This window comes from Enterobacter sp. PTB (assembly GCF_051130085.1).
GTDB lineage: Bacteria > Pseudomonadota > Gammaproteobacteria > Enterobacterales > Enterobacteriaceae > Enterobacter > Enterobacter ludwigii.
Genome location: NZ_JBDKEE010000003.1, coordinates 54,241 through 70,016, shown reverse-complemented (window position 1 = coordinate 70,016; position 15,776 = coordinate 54,241). Strand labels below are relative to the sequence as shown.

Sequence of the window (15,776 nt, the reverse complement as noted above, 5' to 3'; positions counted from 1 at the left end):
GATTACTCCTCACAGGCCGGAAGATTGTTCATCTGCGCGGGCAGCGTTTCCGCATACAGCCCGGCTCGTTTTACGGCATTGACCACGGCCCGTGGGGTAATGGTTGCCCCCGTGAACTGGTCAAACTCGCCGCCATCCTTTTTCACAGCAAATGCAGGATCCGCTTCGCCGTGGATCACTTTTCCGGCAAAATGCAAAATCCAGTCGCTCAGACGGGTTTCAATTTTATCCCCCAGGCCTGGCGTCTCATGATGTTCCGTCACGCGCGTACCCAACACGGTACCGGAGAAATCGCTGCCGACCAGCAGTTGAATCGCCCCGGAGTAGCCATCGGGCGCCGTCGCTTCCATTACCGCGCCTACCGCGTTATCCCCCTTACGGGCAATAAAGACGCGGTGCGGGCCTTTGCCTAACTGAGGTGCCTGGACCACGAAGCAACTTTTCTGCAGGTCATTATCGTAGAAATCAGGGGGGATCACCTGATCGAACAGGGCTTTTTGCTGCTTCACCGCCTGTTCGTCGATGGTCGATTTGGTCAGGTTGTTCACCAGGGCCGTCAGTCCGGTGAGGACCGCGGCGAAAATGGCCAGCGTGACGCCGTGTTTTTGCATTGTTTTCAGCATCGCGAAACCCTTAACGGTGGCCGTACACGCGCGGACGCGTGTAGTAGTCGATGAGCGGAACGGTGATGTTTGCAAGCAGAACCGCGAATGCCACACCGTCCGGGTAACCGCCAAAGCTGCGGATGAGCCACACCAGCAAGCCGGCCAGTGCACCGAAGATCAGGCGGCCACGGTTCGTGGTAGATGCCGTTACCGGATCGGTCAGGATAAAGAACGCACCCAGCATGGTTGCCCCCGAGAGCAGATGCATCTGTGGGCTGGCGAGCGATTCCGGCGAGAACACCCATCCCAGTGTGGCGCAGACCGCCAGCGTCACGAGGAAGCTGACCGGAATATGCCAGCGGATCGCTTTCTGCTGCAGCAGGAACAGCCCGCCCAGCAAATAAGCAAGGTTCACCCACTGCCAGCCCGCGCCCGCCAGCATGCCGCTGAAGATGGCAGATTTCATAATCTGATCGACGGAGTGCCCGGCATGCAGGGAGGTTTTAAACGTATCGAGTGGTGTGGCCTGGCTGATGCCATCCACGCCCATACGCAGCGCGTTCATATCCGCACCGAGCGCGGTATGGCCGGTAAAGATAACGTGCAGGGCATCCATAAAGCCGGGTACCGTCGCGGCAATGTCATGCGGCGGCAACCAGCTGGTCATCTGAACCGGGAAGGAGATGAGCAGTACGACGTAGCCAATCATCGCCGGGTTGAACGGGTTATGGCCCAGCCCACCATAAAGTTGTTTGGCAATAATGACTGCAAACACCGTACCGAGCACCACCATCCACCACGGAGCAAACGGTGGAATACTGATTGCCAGCAACAGGCCAGTCAGCAGTGCTGAGTTATCGGCAAGGATGCGGGAAACCGCCAGCTTACGCAGTTTAAGCACCAGGGCTTCTGCCCCTAAGGCGCTGGCACAACCCAGCACTATCTGGAACAGCGTTCCCCAGCCGAAAAACCAGCACTGAACGGCAATGCCCGGCAGCGCCGCCAGGCACACCAGCATCATGATGCGTGATGTCTGGCGCTGATTATGGGTGTAAGGGGAACTTGCGATTCTGAAAACCATTTAATCCTCGTTAACTGCTTGCTGTGCGGCTTTCTTCGCCTGAACGCGCGCAATGGCGGCGGCGACTGCGGCTTTACGTGGGTCGTCGTTTGCGGCCGGCTGCTGTTCTTCCTGCTGTGCTGCTTTGCGGGCCTTGGCGCGGGCAATGGCGGCTTCAACAGCCGCCTTACGCGGGTCGACAGGTGCTTCAGGTTCAGCGGCTTCAGGCTGCGCCGCCGCTTTACGCGCTTTGGCACGGGCAATGGCGGCTTCGACAGCCGCTTTACGCGGGTCGACGGGGGCTTCAGGCGTAGCAGTTTCAGTCTGCGCCGCTGCTTTGCGCGCTTTAGCGCGCGCGATCGCCGCTTCAACAGCCGCTTTACGGGGATCTACGGCCTCCGCTTCTTGTTCAACTACCACGTTTTGCTCGCCGGCCTTACGGGCTTTGGCGCGGGCAATGGCGGCTTCAACGGCGGCTTTACGCGGATCGATCTCAGCGTCAGAGGAGGCTGACTGTGCTTTTTCTGCCTGACGGGCGCGCGCAGCCGCTTTACGCGCTTCGCGGGCGGCAATCGCTTCGCTGTTATCCGGTTTTTCACCGGCCGGGATCACCACGGTCTGGGCTGCCGTCGCTTTTTTCTCCCGCACGCGTGCCAGTGCGGCATTAATCGCATCCTGGTCTTTTTCGCCGGGCTGAACTGCTGCCTGTTTGTGACGCGCCTGACGGGCCAGTTTTTCACGCTCCAGACGCGCCTGACGCGCTTCAAAACGCGCTTTCGCTTCGGCTGCGCGTTTCTCTTCCATGGAGATGGCATAAATCTCGGCCTTCTCCTGGCGGAAGTACTGCACCAGAGGAATGTTACTTGGGCAGACCCAGGCGCAGGCACCGCATTCGATGCAGTCGGCCAGGTTATGGGCCTGCGCTTTATCGTGCAGCTGACCTTTGCTGTACCAGTACAATTGTTGCGGAAGTAAATCCGCCGGACAGGCATCGGCACAGGCGCTGCAGCGGATACAGCCTTTCTCCTCCTGCTCTTCACCCATTTCGGTCGGGGAGGGGGCAAGCAGGCAGTTTGTGATTTTTACTACCGGGACATCGAGCCACGGCAGGGTAAAGCCCATCAGCGGGCCACCCATGATCACCATCTGGTCGCTGCCCGGGCAAAAATCAGCCTGTTCCAGCAGATGACGAACCGGCGTACCCAGACGCGCCCAGACGTTGCCCGGACGTGCGACAGATTCACCGGTCAGCGTAACCACGCGCTCGGTCAGCGGTTCACCGTCCACCACCGCACGTTTCACGGCGTAGGCTGTCCCGACGTTTTGCATCAGCACCCCGATGTCCGAAGAGCGTCCGCCATGCGGAACCTGCTTGCCGGTCAGAATTTGCGTCAGCTGTTTGGCACCGCCAGAGGGGTACTTGGTTGGGATAACGCGCAGGCCGATATCGTGGCTGCCGTTGAGGACGGCACGCAGCATCGAAATAGCCTGTGGCTTATTATCTTCAATGCCAATCAGCACTTCGCGTGGCTGCAGAATATGGGCAAGAATGCGGATCCCTTCCACGACCTGCGCGGCGCAGTCCTGCATCAGACGATCGTCGGCGGTGATGTAGGGTTCACATTCCGCTGCATTGATGATCAGGGTCTGAATTTTATCGCCGCCGCCGTGCAGTTTGACGCCGGTAGGGAACCCTGCGCCGCCCAGGCCGGCAACGCCGAATTGATGAATACGCTCGATAAGCGCTTCGCGGCTCCGGTTGCGGTAGTCGCTCCAGCCGTCACGTTCTATCCAGCGGTCTTCTCCGTCGGCTTCAATAATGACGCTCAGTTCGGAGAGCGCAGAGGGGTGTGCTACGGTATGGGGGGCGATCGCCACCACTGTACCGGACGTCGGAGCGTGGACCGGCAGCATACGTCCGCGACCGAACGTTAACGGCTGGCCGCGAAGGACGGTATCGCCTTCTTTCACGCACAGTTCACCCTCAGCACCGATATGCTGTTTCAGCGGCATGACGTAACGGGACGCCAGCGGAATTTGGCGCAGCGGCGTGCCGTTGGACTGGGTTTTCATTTCAGGTGGATGGATACCACCGTCAAAGTCCCAAATCTTCTCTTTTCTGAAAGCAGAAAATAACTTAAGCATGTTGTTCCACAGGAATGATGCGAACCGGAATGGTTTGAAGATCCCACTTCCAGCTTTCGGTAGTCGGTTCAACCGGGCGCAACGTTATACATTGCGTCGGGCAGGGTGCCACGCAGAGGTTACAGCCGGTGCACAGATCCGCCACGACGGTGTGCATGGCACGGGTTGCGCCAACGATGGCGTCGACAGGGCATGCCTGAATGCATTTTGTGCAGCCGATGCAGTTCGCTTCGTCAATCACGGCGAGGGCGCGAACCGGCTCCTGCACATCTTCATCGCCGTCAACAGGTTGCGGGTCAACGTTAAGCAGGGCGGCTATTTTCAGCATTACCGCTTCACCGCCGGGTGCGCAGCGGTTAATTTTTTCACCCTGCACGCCTACCGCTTCGGCATAGGGACGGCAGCCAGGATAGCCACACTGACCGCACTGGCTTTGCGGCAGAAGCTCATCGATTTTTTCTACAACAGGGTCGTCCTCTACCGCGAAACGGCGGGAGGCGTAACCCAGAATAAGGCCAAACACCAACCCCAGCACGCTGATAGAGGCGATGGCTATCCAGATAGTACTCATTACAACTTCACCAGACCACTAAAGCCCATAAAGGCCAGAGACATTAAACCTGCTGTCACCAGGGCGATCGCGTTACCGCGGAATGGCGCAGGGATATCCGCTGCTGCCAGGCGCTCGCGAATCGAGGCGAACAGCACCATCACCAGAGAGAAACCGACGGCGGCAGAAAAACCGTACAGCGCCGATTGCATGAAGTTATGCCCAAGGTTGATGTTCAGCAGCGCCACGCCAAGTACTGCACAGTTGGTGGTAATCAGCGGCAGGAAGATACCCAGCAGGCGATAGAGAGCCGGGCTGGTTTTACGCACCACCATTTCTGTGAATTGCACTACCACCGCGATGACCAGAATAAAGGACAGCGTACGCAGATAGATTAAATCCAGCGGGATGAGGATCCAGTTATCAATCAACCACGCGCAGATAGACGCCATCGTCATCACGAAGGTGGTGGCCAGCCCCATGCCCATCGCAGTTTCCAGCTTTTTGGAAACCCCCATAAATGGACACAGGCCAAGGAACTTCACCAGGACGAAGTTGTTAACCAGCACAGTGCCGACAAAGAGCAGTAAGTAATCGGTCATTATTTAGCCTGAAATAAAAAAGCCGCCTATTATCGGACAAACCACCGCAGGCGACAACAGGTTATCTGTAAGGTTATTACGGGTTCACAAAGGTGTTCTTCACCCGCGTCGAACGTTTGAAATAGGGCACCAGCAGCGCCGCGGCCAGTAACGGGAAAAGCAGCTGGCGAACGGCCAGGGCATCAGAAACTGGCGAAAAAGCAAAGGCTTTCACCGCCAGCAGGACCGAAATCAGCAGCCAGATAATGTAGTGTTTAGGGACACCCTTACGGCGCTTAAAGAAGGCAATGGTCAGCCATAGCGTGTAGTACCACATCCCGATCGCAAAAACGAACGACACAAACCACATCGTAATATTAAGCACACTTTGCGACATCAGGGTCTGGATTGCATGAGGTGTAATCAGTGCGGTGGTATAAAGCAGCAGCGCAAGTGATGCGCTTAATAAGGCAACCAGCAGCCATGCCAGTGGGGCGATTAACCAGCCTCCAATTCGTTCTCCAGGCGTTGCGGTCATGAACTCTCCCATAATCTGCGCGAAATGTTGTACAGCCAGTTTGCAGGGCGGAGAGTATATAACATTTCGCGCGGATGGCTACTTTCTTATAAAACGTAGCGCCATACAGACTTAGGCACTTCACCGACGTTGAACAAACGGCCACCGGAGACCAGCTCCGCACGGCGGTGGTCAGCGGCGCGATACATATTGATGATTTCCTGATTATCCGACAGCGTGTAGTTCAGATGGTCAAACAGTTTTTCCAGGCTCTCAAGCGAATTGATCTTGCGAAATTTTAATAAATAGTCCTGAACTGTCATATTAATAAGTTTCCATATAAAAGTGAGTAATACCAGTTAAGGTAATTCGTCCGAATAATAAACGGATTAATAAAGACGTAAACAGCCCACTCAGATAACGCGACTAAATTAGGAGTTTTCTTTGCTGAAAGTACAGGCATCAGACGATGCCTGGAAGAGAAGGTTAACCGTGTTCACCAGGGCTGGCAATAAGTAACTGACATATTATGTCACTCTTTATTGCGGTAACCGGTTACTTAGGTTGGGCGACGGTGACAGGCTCCGGCGGCTGGTAGTTATCGATATGGCTGGCAACGCCAAGCAAAATGACCGATACCCCAAGGACAATCCATCCCGCTAATTCAATGATTCGATTAATAATTGACGTCATGACTGGTACGTGTAATTTATCCATAAATACAGGTTGCAAATGTTACAGCGCCGTTTCCCCCGCGGCAAGTGCTTTGGGAACGGTTCCCCTAAACAAAATCAGAACGTTAAATCTATGTAACAAAAACAACCGGCATAGCCTGCTATTTTACGTCATATGGCACATGATTAATCTGTAAGAACGTCAGAGTAGCCAGTGTGAAATAAGATAGTCATAAAAGAGGGCAACATTATGAGTGATAGCATCCGCGTCGGGCTTATTGGTTACGGGTACGCGAGCAAGACTTTTCATGCGCCTCTGATTGCCGGGACGCCGGGCATGGCGCTGGCGGCAGTTTCCAGTAGCGATTCCACGAAAGTGCATGCCGACTGGCCCTCCGTGCCGGTTGTTTCTGAACCTAAGCATCTTTTTAACGACCCTAATATTGATCTGATCGTCATTCCCACCCCCAATGACACGCATTTTCCGCTGGCAAAGGCCGCACTGGAAGCCGGTAAGCACGTTATTGTCGATAAACCTTTCACGGTGACGTTGTCACAGGCGCGCGAACTGGATGCGCTGGCAAAAAGTTTTGGAAGAGTGCTTTCGGTATTTCATAACCGCCGCTGGGACAGTGATTTCCTGACGGTAAAAGCGCTCCTTAATGAAGGTACGCTGGGCGAAATCCTCTTTTTTGAATCGCACTTTGACCGGTTCCGCCCTCAGGTCCGAAACCGCTGGCGTGAGCAAGCCGGGCCGGGCAGCGGCATCTGGTACGATTTAGCGCCGCATCTTCTCGATCAGGCCGTAAATTTGTTTGGCCTGCCGGTCAGTATGACGGTCGATCTGGCCCAGCTCAGACCCGGAGCGCAAACCACCGACTACTTTCATGCCGTCTTGAGTTACCCGCAGCGGCGTATTGTACTGCACGGGACAATGGTGGCAGCCGCCGAATCAGCGCGTTATATCCTTCACGGTACGCGCGGGAGCTATGTGAAGTTTGGTCTCGATCCTCAGGAAGAACGCCTGAAAAACGGCGAGCGTTTGCCGCAGGAAGACTGGGGCTATGACATGCGGGACGGGGTTGTGACGCGGGTGGAAGGCGAAGAGAGGGTTGAAGAAACGTTACTGACGATCCCGGGTAACTATCCGGCGTATTATGCCGCTATCCGTGATGCGCTAAACGGGACGGGGGATAACCCGGTTCCGGCCAGCCAGGCGATTCAGATTATGGAATTGATTGAACTGGGGATTGAATCAGCCAAACACCGCGCAACGCTCTGTCTGGCGTGATTCTGGCAAAGCCGGGTAAGGCGAAGCGCCCACCCGGCAACGGGCTTAGCCGCGGGCGACCTTATCCCGCAGCGCCTGTTTCTCTGCTGGCGTCAGGAAAGCGATGTCCAGGCCGTTAATCTGCGCCTGGCGGATCTGATCCTGACTCAGGCCAGCCTGCGGTGCGGCGACGGTGTACTCATGAATAATATCCACGCCCTGTACTGCCGGATCGTCCGTGTTCAGTGAGGCCAGAACACCGTGCTCCAGGAAGGTTTTCAGCGGGTGATGCGCCAGTGATGCCACTGTGCTGGTCTGAATATTGGACGTCAGACACGATTCAATACCAATACGCTGCTCGGCAAGGAAATCCATCAGGGCGCGATCTTCAACGGCTTTGACACCATGACCTATACGCTCTGCACCCAGCTCTCGGATGGCCTGCCAGATGCTTTCAGGGCCTGCCGCTTCACCGGCATGCACGGTAATGTGCCAGCCGGCGTCACGCGCGCGGTTGAAATGAGAAAGGAACAAACTGCCCGGGAAGCCGAGTTCATCACCCGCCAGGTCAACGGCAGCGATCGCATCACGATGCGCCAGTAACCCTTCCAGCTCCCGCAGACAGGCCGCTTCACCGAAGGTGCGGCTCATAATGCCAATCAGGCGAGCCTGAACGTCGAAGGTTTTACACCCTTCGCGCACGCCGTCAATTACCGCTTCAACCACGCCTGCAACGGGCAGGTTGTGGGTCATCGCCATATAGCCTGGCGAAAAGCGCAGTTCAACGTAGTGCAGGCCATTACGGGCGGCATCTTCAATATTTTCGAAAGCAACACGGCGGCAGGCATCCAGCGAGGCCAGCATCTTCACGCCCCAGTCGAGTTTGCTCAGGAAACTGACCAGATCCGGTTCATTTGAGGTGACCTGAACGTGGGGGATTAGGGTCTCAATCGTTTGTGCAGGGAGCGTGAGATTGTACTGGCGGCCAAGATCGAGGATGGTTTGGGCACGAATGTTACCGTCAAGATGGCGGTGAATATCAGTTAGTGGCAGGCGTGTATCAATCATGGTCGCACTCTTTTCTGGTTAAAGTGCGTCATATTATAAAAACAAAACGACGTAAAAAGCTATTTGCGCAAGGGAATATTCCGTTGCGCAATCTGATTACAGGAGCGTCGTTATGCCGGCGATCAGCCGCTGAACCCCTTGCTCAAGCTTGCTACGCGGGCATCCCGCGTTCAGACGGACAAAACCGTTACCCTCTTCGCCGTAGGTATATCCCGGCATGATGGCGACATTTTGCTGCTCAATCAGGACTTTTTGTAGCATTTTATCGTCAAGGTTGAGTGGGCGTAAATCGATCCAGGCCAGATACGTGGCTTCGGGTGGCTGCCAGTTGAGCGTCGGAAACGCGCGGTGTAATTCGCGTGCAATGTACAACAGATTTTCCTCCAGATACGCCCGCAATGCATCCAGCCATGGCTCTCCCTGCTGATAGGCAGCAATGTGGGCCGTCAGCGCCAGTACGGAAGGGGAAGAGAGCCCGTCACGACCTTTTAATGCGCTGAGGTAACCGTTACGGCTCTCTTCATCGCCAATCAGCCCCCAGGCACCGGTGAGCGCCGGTATGTTAAAACTTTTTGAACCAGAGCTCAGAAGTGCCCATTTACCGCGTGCCACTTCATTCCACGGCGTATGGCAACGGCCTCCCCACACCATGTCCATATGAATTTCATCGCTGATCACCGCCACGTCATAACGGGCGCACAGTTCTGCCATGTGACTCAGCTCTTCACGGGTCCAGACTTTACCCGTGGGATTTTGCGGGCTGCACAGCAGCAAAATTTTGTTTTCCGGTTTTGCCAGCGCCGCCTCAAGTGCGGCCCTATTTCCCTGCCAGCCCGTGGCATGTTTTTCCATCGCCACGCCGACCACCTGGCGGGCATTCCCCTCGATGGCCTTATAGAACGCATCGTAAGCGGGGGTATGGACCACCACGCCGTCGCCGGGAGTTGACCAGAGGCGAATCAGTTCGGATACCATATAAATAACGGAAGGCCCGTACACGAGCGATTCGGTATCAATGTGGCTGTTAAAGCGCTGCCGGAACCAGTGCGCCACAGCGGCGAGAAACTCTTCATTTTTCCAGCGGCTGTAGCCAAACACCCCGTGATGAATACGCTGGTGCAGCGCTTCGGTGATGCAGGGCGCGGTCGCGAAGTCCATATCGGAGATGGTGAAGGGCAGCAGATCGGCCGCGCCAAAGCGGTCGGCGACATAGTCCCACTGCGTGCACCAGGTGCCGTGTCGATCCACGACGGTTGAAAAATCGAACATTACTCAAGTCCTTAAAGAAAAACCCCCTCAGCGCGAGGGGGTGAGGCATCAGGCTTCCACTGTACGCATCAGGGTTGCCAGCTCATCTTTCACTGACTGAACCTGCGGGCCGATAACCACCTGCAAATTATGTTGATTTAACTGTACCACGCCGATGGCCCGGTTGGCTTTCAGGGCGTTGGTGTCCACTTTCGACATGTCCGCCACCGACAGGCGCAGTCGGGTGATGCAGTTATCCAGAGAGGTAATGTTATCCGCACCGCCCAGCGCCGCCAGAATAGCAGGGGTGTTATAGCCGGACTTACCCACGGTACCTGCAACAGCCTGCTCAACGCTGCTGGCGGTATCGGTATCCCGCCCAGGCGTTTTGAGGTTAAAGCGGGTGATGGCGAAGCGGAAAATTCCGTAGTACACCGCGAACCAGATAGCGGCGACCACCGGTACCAGGTACCACTTAGTCGACAACCCGTGCAGGATCCCGAACACCACAAAGTCGATGACGTTGCCGTCGGTATTCACTTAAGTGTAATAGGTGTAATTGAAATTTTCGATGTGCCCGTGGAGCAATCAGCCTACTGTAATGCTGAAAATTCACCTCGAAAGACAGACTTCAGCATAAAAAGTCATTGCCTTAAAGGTTTTTTCAGTGTAAATTTAGAAAGATTTGCATTGGAAACTTTTCGGAGTTTCCGGGGGTGAACATATATCTCGCTCGTTTTAGCAACGGCGCGGCGCGCCTACGCGCGTATTTTCGTCTGTGCTTACTGGTAAATATTAATATCTGTTGTATAGCGTTGGTTTTATGTCTTCTGATCTCCTCTCTCTTTTTGCTCAAAAAATAACCAGTCATCGTGATGATGGCCGTTACTCGCTTATCCATAGCTCTGAATATGTGCTTGATGGGCTAATGTATCGTTTGAATTATGACCCTTTGAAGGAGGGCTACCATCCGATCAGGAAAGAAATCATTGATGCATTCATTAAGCAGTTACAGGCTATGCAATCGCACTACAGTAAGATTTTTGCTTTCCGATTCGACTTATCGGTGCCGGAAGGAATGTCCGTTGCGGAAAGTAATGTCTTAGTGAGTAATCTTTTTGAGCGGCTGAGAGGTCGTTTCAAAAAGAAGGCGTGGAATGAACAGCCGATCAAAAAATTTGCTTATGGCTGGGTTCGAGAAAAGAAAGTGGCTAACCAGGTTCATTACCACTGCTGGATTGCATTACCTTACTTCCAGGTTCAAACTGCTGGCTTTGGTAACACAGGCATGATTGGGTTGATAAGTGAGCTTTGGGATGAATTAACAGACAATATCAGTCGCGTGCATTTAGCCGAGAATAGTCGATACTCTATTGTAAGGGGTGATCACGATAGTCTTGTGGATTTTGTTGAGCGTATATCGTACCTCGCGAAAAACAGCGGTAAGTTTTCATCTGGGGAAGGGCAGAGGATCTTTTCAACGTCTAAGCTCAGAATGAAAGAGAGTAATTAACGCAGGTGGTAAAATCTTTCGTGTAGGTCAGTTTGAACAGAAAATAAAAATCCTTCCTGTAACGCATTCTAAGCCTTTCTAAGGCTGCTATAGTACGTTCGCATTACCTGCGTGATTTAAACCTCTTATAGCTTCATACAGGCTGTTTTAGAACAGCTTTCAATATTTGTTTGATAATCCTTCCATTATCACTGATTGATTTTGGTTTTTCATTAATGCGTTTCTGATTTGTGGGTTGTGTCACATTATTTTTCAGTATAACACATAGCGACCTCCTATGTTGGCGAGGTCGCTGGGAGTGGCTGCATCAGGCTTGCTGTAGGTTCCAGTTCCGTTTGATGGTTGGAAGACTCAACCCTAATTCAGCAGCCGCTTTTGACTGGCTAAGACCTCTGCTCCTCGCTTCCTGAACTCGCTTACGAGTATCTGTTGCAACCGGACGACCTAACTTTTTACCTTCCTTCCTTGCTCGTTCAAGTCCTTCTTTAGTTCTCTCGGTAATGCGTGATTTTTCAAACTCAGCGAAAGCGGAAAACATTTGCAACATTAGCTTCCCTTCAGCGTTTGCAAGATTACGGACGGGAAGATCGAGCGATACTACGTCAATCCCTTTTTCAACCAGCATTGAGATGGTTTGCTGTACATCGATGTTGTCGCGGCCCAGACGGTCCAGTTTCAGCACAACCAGTTGATCACCAGCTTCGAGCTTATGATTAACCATATCAGCGAAGGCCTGGCGCTGCATAGCCTGAACTCCACCAGAAACGATTTCAGAGATTACACGATTATCAGTGACCTCATACCCGGCCTGACGAATTGCCAGAATCTGATTATCTGTTGTTTGTTCGCTGGTCGAAACACGACAGTAGGCAAAAACACGACTCATAACATTCCCTCGATTGGTATCAAAAACGGTATCATAATGTCATAATGGTATCATAAAATCAATATGCTAATTTTTTGACCCCTATTTTGCATATGATTTACTGGTGTCGTAAAACGTTCGATTGTTGATGCCAGATATGGACTTTATATGTAATTTGAGCATATTGGGTTATTTGCGCCTTAAGTCAAATTGGTGTTGCGCGTGTGGATATTGCTTGTAAAATGACCGCTGCAATTATTTTCATAACAAGTAGAGGGACTTATGAAGCAATACACCAACGAACTTACCCCATCTGTGATCACAACATTCAAGAACCCATTCAGCCCAGAGCAACTGGCAAATGCAGACGACGAACAACGCCAGATTTTCAAATCTCATGTTGAAGAAATGAAAGATCGCTCTTTAGTGGCTATTTGGCGTTTTGCCACTGAAGGATCACTTACCCAAAACGGCGGGAAGATTGAGAAAGCCAGCGCCAACGATTCGTTTACACTGGAGGATGGGAGTGAAGTTAATCGGGCAATGGTTGGTGATTATGTGGTCTATCCTGACGGAACGCGCGCAAGGATCATCAACGGATCTGGATCCGTCAATACTAACGGGAGTGGCGTTTCTTATGCACTCGTAGGTAGCCAGCTTGATAACGGTGATGTGATTGTTAGTACCCCACAAGACTATGCTCTTCTGTGCCAGTTAGATAATAGCCCCGCAATGCCAGCCGATTTTCTCGCTCCAGCGTCGCTCTAAAAAGGAGTTCAGAAAATGTCTATAGGCTTTTGGGTTGTGAAAGGCGATAAAACAACATGCGGGGGATCGGTACTGACCGGACATCCGAAAGGGAAGCAGATTGGCCCTAATCTAAACAGACAAGCAACAGTAGGTTGCCAGGTATCCTGTGGTAAACATCCTGGCATATACAGCGTGGCTGGTGGATACCCCGGAGAATATATTCATGGGCAGTTAGCCGCCAGTACGATCTACAGCCGCTCTACCTGTCCGTGTAAGTCATTTTTCATTGCCACCCATACTTTTATGAAACACGGCCCTTACCAGGAACCAGTAAAAGCGACATCTGCATCCGTGGAAACGAAAGCAGTATCTGAGCCTGTACAAGAGCCACAACAACACGCCCAGGTTGCAAAGAAGCAAAATAGCTTTGCTGACACCTGCAAGCCAGAAGATAATCCGCTATTGAATGGTGTTTACATCTGGACTGAAATCACGGATGCAGGACACGCTTTCGTATCAGTTCATCAAGACAATTCGATATACGTTTACACATACGGGCGTTTTGGTCGAAGAGGGCCAGCGAACTTAACTGGTGATGGGATATTAATATACTTTACTGGGGAAGATGCTCGCGGCTACTACCGTGAAGAATTGTATAAAGTTAATGCACGGGTGTTCAGGATTGATGATGCTTCTATAGTTGCAACTCGTTCATTCTTTGAAAATCTATGGCTCTCAGGGGCAGAGCCTGTAGTAACAGATAAAATGGGTGAAAGAACAAAGCGTCGTGGAAGAGTAATTGACGTTTATGACCTTACTGGCAGCAACTGCACAACACATACAGTTCAGGCTATTGGTGAAGCTGGCTCTAAAGTCTTCGATACTGTCTACACATCAACAACAACACAGCTCCCTATTGAAGGAGAACAGGATTTTGCCGTCCCTCTATCCCTGCAAAAGTACTTAGTGGAAAAAAGCAGCTCTCTGAATGCAATGCAGGTTTTTGAAGTTACGAACCAGTTTCGAGAACAGTATCCGAACGTTGACAACTATACCGCAGGGGAAGAAAACGCTATGGAGAAAAAGCTGGCTCAAGGCGCTTCTACATTAGGTTCAGCGTCTGGTTATTCGGGCGGTACTGTTGGCGGTTTCTTGGGCGGCTCATATGATATTAACGAGTAGATCAAAATGTATAATCCGATGGGGGAGCATACTCTCGATCTCCTTCATATACATCGCCACAGTACTTATCAGCGTCTTAGATTACGGGATAACAAAAAAATACACCGATATTCTCAACGATAAGACGATCACAGTTGAACGTTGTAATGCTGTGGTTTCTGATTTCGATCAGTACTATTCTTGGTTGGTAAATGTTTCTCTGTTTGGTTACATCATTTCTACAGTACTTATCATTCTTATCTTCAAGAAAATGCGATGACCACCAAAGGCTGGTTTCTTCCAGCCTTTCCCTTACGTCGATATCCCCACCATCACTTCTATAATATCTGCAATAATTGCAGTTGGCTTTTCAAACTGGCGTTTAATGTGTGAGGTTATTTTGTTTCTCCCTAAATTCTATCTTAACAATACGCTCTCCATTGCGATATATTTTAACCTCCTCAGGGGGGGATTTCACTGCTTTACGGATCTCATTCATTGTGTCTTTAGATAATATGTCGCAACCTTCCATATACATAACCTTACGGGTATCGGTACATGATATGTTAGTGAAACAGCTACTGACCCACGAATCGGGTATTTCGATCCCATGTAACAGCTTCATATATTGAACGATGAAGTAATCTGTCAAGTGAAATCGTCCGACTGTAAGTTTCCCCTTAAACATAAGGTTAGATGTGGAAGCTTCCCACTCATTTCTGAAAACTAAACTGGTTTGATTATTTTGCATGTTATCATCATCCGCTAAAAGTATACGCCTATTCGTTGTCATGACTTTCATATGAAGTTTTAACGCTCGCATCAAAAATTATTTGTAATGTGCTTGAAGCTTTGCTCCCATCGATGTGTTAATTCAAACCCAAAAAATTAAAGCGAATTACAGCTTTAATGTTATTTTGTTGTTTATTCTTTGAACATCTCATTATATTGTTTCAGGTTCCATTCATGGACTTCTGGAACTTTGGAATAGTGATCCAGAAAGATTAACTGGACTTGCATTAGATTGGCGTGGCTCATTTCAAAAAGAAACTTCTGAGGAGAGGATATACACAGAAAATCGTCGGTGATTCCTCTGCTTGCGCTAAACTCCTTTGTTTCTCCACCATCGAATTTCGCATAAACGGTGGTAGAAAAGTATGGGGCGAAAAGTTCACGCTTTTTATCGTTAGTAATCGCACTGAAACACACGTCTAACAGCTTTCCTGTTCCTTCACGTCTGATTGTGAGCATTGTCCCTTTCGTGCGTCCCAACACGCTTACAGAACGCGTGGTGACATCACCAAATGCGTTTGTGTGGTCGACCTTTTCAACGAATCCAATTTCACGACGATCCTGTAGCATTTTTTCATGTTGGTCTTCTACGGCTTGTATTGCGGCTTGTTCCGCTGCTTGCTTGATTACCTTATTCGGATCTCTTGATAGCCACGCGGATATTAATACTACTGCGGCTATCACTCCGAATATTGACCAACGTGCTGTTTCCGATAATTTCATGATCTACTTCCCTTTAGTAGGTTTAACATTTATGTTTGATGCACCCAGAAGCATCAAAGATGTCTTCTGGGACGTTGATACTATTATCATAATGCAAAGTGGGTAAATCGAATTGACTTTGGTTTTGTTGTACATCATTTATGACGTGGGTGCGTTTTTCTTTCCATTATTCGATGATTGCATTATCTGCGAAGTACAATGGTTGAATATTGTCCTTTGTATCCTCTTTAGCCACAGAATGAAGTGAGCTGGTG

General features: G+C 51.2%; 16 protein-coding genes and 1 pseudogene. 4 read left to right on the top strand and 13 right to left on the bottom strand.

Annotated elements, in window-relative coordinates; translation table 11 throughout:
• Nucleotides 1-2: 2 nt before the first annotated feature.
• The 8 genes from rsxG to blr all read right to left on the bottom strand — a co-directional run bounded on the left by rsxG (nucleotide 3) and on the right by blr (nucleotide 6,139).
• Entirely contained in the window at nucleotides 3-623 is a 621-nt protein-coding gene (gene rsxG / locus AAIR21_RS04460) for an electron transport complex subunit RsxG (RefSeq protein WP_020884325.1), read from the bottom strand.
• A 10-nt stretch (nucleotides 624-633) separates the two neighbouring features.
• Nucleotides 634-1,686 (bottom strand): electron transport complex subunit RsxD, encoded by a 1,053-nt coding sequence (gene rsxD / locus AAIR21_RS04455; RefSeq protein ID WP_014169800.1) that lies wholly within the window; start codon nucleotides 1,684-1,686, stop codon nucleotides 634-636.
• Nucleotides 1,687-3,810: an electron transport complex subunit RsxC gene (gene rsxC / locus AAIR21_RS04450; protein ID WP_431835352.1), complete on the bottom strand. Its 2,124-nt coding sequence runs from the start codon at nucleotides 3,808-3,810 to the stop codon at nucleotides 1,687-1,689. It abuts the gene before it with no gap.
• On the bottom strand, nucleotides 3,803-4,381 hold the full coding sequence (rsxB, locus tag AAIR21_RS04445; RefSeq protein ID WP_014169802.1) for an electron transport complex subunit RsxB: 579 nt from the start codon (nucleotides 4,379-4,381) through the stop codon (nucleotides 3,803-3,805). The genes rsxC and rsxB overlap by 8 nt, the downstream gene beginning before the upstream one ends.
• On the bottom strand, nucleotides 4,381-4,962 hold the full coding sequence (gene rsxA, locus AAIR21_RS04440) for an electron transport complex subunit RsxA (RefSeq protein WP_014169803.1): 582 nt from the start codon (nucleotides 4,960-4,962) through the stop codon (nucleotides 4,381-4,383). Before rsxA ends, rsxB begins: the two co-directional genes overlap by 1 nt.
• A gap of 76 nt (nucleotides 4,963-5,038) precedes the next feature.
• A complete protein-coding gene (locus AAIR21_RS04435; RefSeq protein ID WP_025204344.1) occupies nucleotides 5,039-5,479 on the bottom strand; it encodes a DUF2569 domain-containing protein in 441 nt (146 codons plus the stop codon).
• Between the two features lie 86 nt (nucleotides 5,480-5,565).
• Entirely contained in the window at nucleotides 5,566-5,781 is a 216-nt protein-coding gene (gene ydgT / locus AAIR21_RS04430) for a transcription modulator YdgT (RefSeq protein WP_006174966.1), read from the bottom strand.
• A 232-nt stretch (nucleotides 5,782-6,013) separates the two neighbouring features.
• Complete coding sequence (gene blr, locus AAIR21_RS04425) at nucleotides 6,014-6,139, bottom strand: division septum protein Blr (RefSeq protein ID WP_168112406.1); 126 nt, start codon at nucleotides 6,137-6,139, stop codon at nucleotides 6,014-6,016.
• A gap of 243 nt (nucleotides 6,140-6,382) precedes the next feature.
• On the opposite strand from blr, the gene AAIR21_RS04420 reads away from it, so the two are divergent.
• Nucleotides 6,383-7,423 carry an oxidoreductase gene (locus tag AAIR21_RS04420; protein WP_163304228.1) on the top strand — a complete coding sequence of 347 codons (1,041 nt, stop codon included), beginning with the start codon at nucleotides 6,383-6,385 and terminating at the stop codon, nucleotides 7,421-7,423.
• Nucleotides 7,424-7,468: 45 nt separating this feature from the next.
• Here AAIR21_RS04420 and add read toward each other — a convergent pair whose 3' ends face one another.
• From add to AAIR21_RS04405, 3 genes and pseudogenes are all read right to left on the bottom strand, one after another.
• Nucleotides 7,469-8,470: an adenosine deaminase gene (gene add / locus AAIR21_RS04415; protein WP_163304227.1), complete on the bottom strand. Its 1,002-nt coding sequence runs from the start codon at nucleotides 8,468-8,470 to the stop codon at nucleotides 7,469-7,471.
• 96 nt (nucleotides 8,471-8,566) lie between these two features.
• Nucleotides 8,567-9,739: a MalY/PatB family protein gene (locus tag AAIR21_RS04410; RefSeq protein ID WP_163304226.1), complete on the bottom strand. Its 1,173-nt coding sequence runs from the start codon at nucleotides 9,737-9,739 to the stop codon at nucleotides 8,567-8,569.
• 48 nt (nucleotides 9,740-9,787) lie between these two features.
• Nucleotides 9,788-10,255, bottom strand: a pseudogene (locus tag AAIR21_RS04405) (glucose PTS transporter subunit EIIB); the annotation flags it as partial.
• 286 nt (nucleotides 10,256-10,541) lie between these two features.
• On the opposite strand from AAIR21_RS04405, the gene AAIR21_RS04400 reads away from it, so the two are divergent.
• Entirely contained in the window at nucleotides 10,542-11,231 is a 690-nt protein-coding gene (locus AAIR21_RS04400; protein ID WP_434680088.1) for a YagK/YfjJ domain-containing protein, read from the top strand.
• Between the two features lie 307 nt (nucleotides 11,232-11,538).
• Here the strand turns inward: AAIR21_RS04400 and AAIR21_RS04395 are convergent, their stop codons facing one another.
• Nucleotides 11,539-12,117, bottom strand: coding sequence for a recombinase family protein (locus tag AAIR21_RS04395; protein ID WP_373225282.1), 579 nt, complete (start codon nucleotides 12,115-12,117; stop codon nucleotides 11,539-11,541).
• Between the two features lie 261 nt (nucleotides 12,118-12,378).
• On the opposite strand from AAIR21_RS04395, the gene AAIR21_RS04390 reads away from it, so the two are divergent.
• Together AAIR21_RS04390 and AAIR21_RS04385 are read left to right on the top strand one after the other, a co-directional pair.
• Nucleotides 12,379-12,864, top strand: a complete 486-nt coding sequence (locus AAIR21_RS04390) for a PAAR domain-containing protein (protein WP_434680085.1) — start codon at nucleotides 12,379-12,381, stop codon at nucleotides 12,862-12,864.
• Nucleotides 12,865-12,879: 15 nt separating this feature from the next.
• Nucleotides 12,880-14,028 (top strand): PAAR domain-containing protein, encoded by a 1,149-nt coding sequence (locus AAIR21_RS04385; protein ID WP_373225284.1) that lies wholly within the window; start codon nucleotides 12,880-12,882, stop codon nucleotides 14,026-14,028.
• Between the two features lie 903 nt (nucleotides 14,029-14,931).
• On the opposite strand, the gene AAIR21_RS04380 is transcribed toward AAIR21_RS04385, so the two are convergent.
• Nucleotides 14,932-15,522, bottom strand: a complete 591-nt coding sequence (locus AAIR21_RS04380) for a hypothetical protein (protein WP_434680082.1) — start codon at nucleotides 15,520-15,522, stop codon at nucleotides 14,932-14,934.
• Nucleotides 15,523-15,776 lie beyond the last annotated feature (254 nt).

Coding starts and splice junctions, on each gene's coding strand:
- rsxA (WP_014169803.1), bottom strand. CDS start 4,962: ATGACCGATTACTTACTGCTCTTTGTCGGCACTGTGCTGGTTAACAAC.
- rsxC (WP_431835352.1), bottom strand. CDS start 3,810: ATGCTTAAGTTATTTTCTGCTTTCAGAAAAGAGAAGATTTGGGACTTT.
- AAIR21_RS04385 (WP_373225284.1), top strand. CDS start 12,880: ATGTCTATAGGCTTTTGGGTTGTGAAAGGCGATAAAACAACATGCGGG.
- AAIR21_RS04390 (WP_434680085.1), top strand. CDS start 12,379: ATGAAGCAATACACCAACGAACTTACCCCATCTGTGATCACAACATTC.
- rsxG (WP_020884325.1), bottom strand. CDS start 623: ATGCTGAAAACAATGCAAAAACACGGCGTCACGCTGGCCATTTTCGCC.
- rsxB (WP_014169802.1), bottom strand. CDS start 4,381: ATGAGTACTATCTGGATAGCCATCGCCTCTATCAGCGTGCTGGGGTTG.
- AAIR21_RS04400 (WP_434680088.1), top strand. CDS start 10,542: ATGTCTTCTGATCTCCTCTCTCTTTTTGCTCAAAAAATAACCAGTCAT.
- AAIR21_RS04435 (WP_025204344.1), bottom strand. CDS start 5,479: ATGACCGCAACGCCTGGAGAACGAATTGGAGGCTGGTTAATCGCCCCA.
- ydgT (WP_006174966.1), bottom strand. CDS start 5,781: ATGACAGTTCAGGACTATTTATTAAAATTTCGCAAGATCAATTCGCTT.
- rsxD (WP_014169800.1), bottom strand. CDS start 1,686: ATGGTTTTCAGAATCGCAAGTTCCCCTTACACCCATAATCAGCGCCAG.
- AAIR21_RS04410 (WP_163304226.1), bottom strand. CDS start 9,739: ATGTTCGATTTTTCAACCGTCGTGGATCGACACGGCACCTGGTGCACG.
- add (WP_163304227.1), bottom strand. CDS start 8,470: ATGATTGATACACGCCTGCCACTAACTGATATTCACCGCCATCTTGAC.
- AAIR21_RS04380 (WP_434680082.1), bottom strand. CDS start 15,522: ATGAAATTATCGGAAACAGCACGTTGGTCAATATTCGGAGTGATAGCC.
- AAIR21_RS04395 (WP_373225282.1), bottom strand. CDS start 12,117: ATGAGTCGTGTTTTTGCCTACTGTCGTGTTTCGACCAGCGAACAAACA.
- AAIR21_RS04420 (WP_163304228.1), top strand. CDS start 6,383: ATGAGTGATAGCATCCGCGTCGGGCTTATTGGTTACGGGTACGCGAGC.